Raw genomic sequence first — 3,029 nt, 5'->3', positions numbered from 1 at the left:
CCGACGCCATCCGCCGCCATTTCAGCGGTACGGTGGTGATCGCCCGGCAGCCGGGCAAAGAAGACCTGCTGCGCGAAGCGATGGAGTTTTTTGAGACCTTTATAACGAAGAATAATTTATGAGCGAACTGAAGAACGACCTCCTCCTGCGCGCCCTCCGCGGCGAATCCGTAGAACGCCCGCCGGTATGGATGATGCGCCAGGCCGGCCGCTACCTGCCCGACTACCTGAAGCTGAAGGCCAAATACGATTTCTTTACCCGCGTGCAGACGCCCGAGCTCGCCACCGAGATCACCCTGCAGCCCATCGACCAGGTGGGTGTGGACGCGGCCATCATCTTCTCCGACATCCTCGTGATCCCGCAGGCCATGGGCGTGGAAGTGCTGATGGAAGAAGGCAAAGGCCCCTCGCTGCCGAAGACCATCCAGACGCAGGCCGACATAGACGCGCTCATCACCGAAGGCGCAGAAGAAAGCCTGAAGTACGTACTCGACGCGCTCACGCTCACGAAAAAAGAACTGAACGGCCGCACGCCGCTTATCGGTTTCGCCGGCGCGCCCTGGACCATCCTCTGCTACATGGTGGAAGGCAAGGGCTCCAAAACCTGGGACAAGGCCAAGCAGTTTGCCTACACCCAGCCGCAGCTGGCGCATGCCCTGCTCCAGAAGATCACCGATATCACCATCGACTACCTGAAGGCACAGGTGAAGGCCGGCGCCGACACCGTGCAGGTGTTCGACTCCTGGGCCGGCGCGCTGAGCCCCGAGGATTTCAAAACCTTCGCCCAGCCCTACCTGCTGCAGATATCGAATGCCGTAAAAGACGAAGCACCCGTGATCCTCTTCCCCAAAGGCACCTGGTATGCCATCGAAGACCTGAGCCACTCGGGTGCCGCGGGTATCGGTATCGACTGGACCGTATCACCGAAGAAGGCCCGCGAGCTGACCGGCGACCGCATCACTATCCAGGGCAACTTCGACCCGGCAAAGCTGCTGGCACCCATCCCGCAGATCAAAACCTGGGTAAAGGAAATGATCGACGGCTTCGGCACGCAGCGCTATATCGCCAACCTCGGACACGGCATCACGCCGAATGTGCCGGTGGATCATGCAAAGGCCTTTGTGGAAGCTGTGAAGGAATATCGGATAACGAATATCGGATAACGAATATCGAAGTGGGCTGCCGACGGCGGCCCTCTTCGTCATTGCGAGCGCAGCGAAGCAAACTCCTGCGCGGTAGTGAAGTTCCAAAAAGAAAAACGCTATGGACATCAGCCAACTTCCGGAATCTGAAGCGAGAGCGCGCTGGATTCATTATATCCACGACCTCCAGGACAGCATCTGCGCTGGCCTCGAGGCTGTTGACGGAAAAGAGAAATTCTTCGAAGACCGCTGGGAGCGTCCGGAAGGCGGCGGCGGCAGAACCCGCGTCATTGCCAACGGCGGCGTGTTTGAAAAGGGCGGTGTAAATACTTCCGTCGTCTTCGGCGAGGTGAGCGACATCATGCGCAAGCAGCTGAAGATTGAAGGCGATCTGTGGTTTGCCTGTGGTCTTAGCCTGGTACTGCACCCATTCAACCCGATGGTTCCGACGGTACACTGCAACTACAGAATGTTCGAGCTCTATAGTAAAGATGGAAGTTCTCAGTCCCCCCCTTCGGGGGGCAGGGGGGCCGTAACCGACCGCTGGTTTGGCGGCGGCACCGACCTCACTCCTTACTATTTGTTCGACGAGGACGCCCGGCATTTTCACGGCACCTACAAAGAGGTGTGCGACCGCTTTGACCCGGCCTTTTATCCCACCTTCAAAAAGGTGTGCGACGATTACTTCGTGAACACGCACCGCGGCAACGAGCGCCGCGGCATCGGCGGCATCTTCTACGATCACCAGCGTCCCGATGCAAACCATGACCTGGATTTCTGGATCCGTTTCGGGCAGGCCTGCGGCGACGCCTTCCTGCCGGCTTATGTTCCCATCGTGGAAAAGCACAAGAACGATCCTTTCACGCAGGAGCAAAAGCACTGGCAGGAGATCCGGCGGGGGCGCTACGTGGAGTTCAACCTCGTGCACGACCGCGGCACCATCTTCGGCCTTAAGACCAATGGCCGCATCGAGAGTATTCTCATGAGCCTCCCGCCCACGGTGCGCTTCGAATACAACTACCAGCCCGCGCCCGGCTCAAAAGAAGACGAGCTGCTCCAGGCTTGCCTGCATCCGAGAGAATGGCTTGCACCCACGGAAGAAGATAAAGCCGAGTGGGCGCGGCGCAGCAACAGCTGCTGAAGAAATCTTTCGATCTCCGATGTCTGATTTATTTTAACATCCGGGAGCGCCCGGTAAAAACGGCATCTAATGGCATGTGAATACCTTTGCGGCGACCTTGATTTCGATCGGGAGATCGATGAATCGACAAACAAATCAGCCATCAGCCATCATACATCATAACATCTTTATGTATCTACAGCGTCGTCCCCGAATCCTCCGCGCCACACCCGCCATCCGCGCGATGGTGGCCGAAACGCGGCTCCGTCCCTCCGATCTGATCGCCCCGCTCTTTATCGATGAAGGCGAAGGCGTGGTGACCGAGATCGCATCCATGCCCAACTATTACCGCCGCTCGCTCGACGGCACCGTGCGCGAGGTGGAAGAGCTCTGGAAGCTCGGAATCCGCAGCGTGCTGCTGTTCATCAAATGCAAGGACGAGCTCAAGGACAATACCGGTGCTGAAGCCTGGAATCCCGAAGGCCTCATGCAGCGCAGCATCCGCGCCATCAAGCAGGCCGTGCCGGAGATGTACGTAATGACCGACGTTGCCCTTGATCCCTATTCGTCTTTCGGTCACGACGGCATCGTGGAGAACGGTGAGATCGTGAACGACCCGACGGTGGAAGCACTCGTGCAGATGAGCATCTCGCATGCCGAAGCCGGCGCCGATATGGTAGCTCCTTCCGATATGATGGACGGCCGCATCGGCGCCATCCGCGAGGGCCTCGAGCACAACGGCTATTCGAAGACCGGCATCATGGCTTA

At 58.5% G+C, this 3,029-nt stretch carries 2 protein-coding genes and 1 pseudogene; all 3 read left to right on the top strand.

What is annotated here, in order from left to right; genetic code table 11:
• Positions 1-118 precede the first annotated feature (118 nt).
• Positions 119-1,162 carry a uroporphyrinogen decarboxylase gene (gene hemE / locus EPD60_RS07820; protein ID WP_131448556.1) on the top strand — a complete coding sequence of 348 codons (1,044 nt, stop codon included), beginning with the start codon at positions 119-121 and terminating at the stop codon, positions 1,160-1,162.
• 100 nt (positions 1,163-1,262) lie between these two features.
• Complete coding sequence (gene hemF / locus EPD60_RS07815; RefSeq protein ID WP_131448554.1) at positions 1,263-2,282, top strand: oxygen-dependent coproporphyrinogen oxidase; 1,020 nt, start codon at positions 1,263-1,265, stop codon at positions 2,280-2,282.
• Between the two features lie 169 nt (positions 2,283-2,451).
• Positions 2,452-3,029: pseudogene (locus tag EPD60_RS07810) on the top strand (porphobilinogen synthase); the annotation flags it as partial.

The organism is Flaviaestuariibacter flavus, from assembly GCF_004337505.1.
GTDB lineage: Bacteria > Bacteroidota > Bacteroidia > Chitinophagales > Chitinophagaceae > Flavisolibacter > Flavisolibacter flavus.
This window is presented reverse-complemented; position numbering and strand designations above follow the sequence as displayed.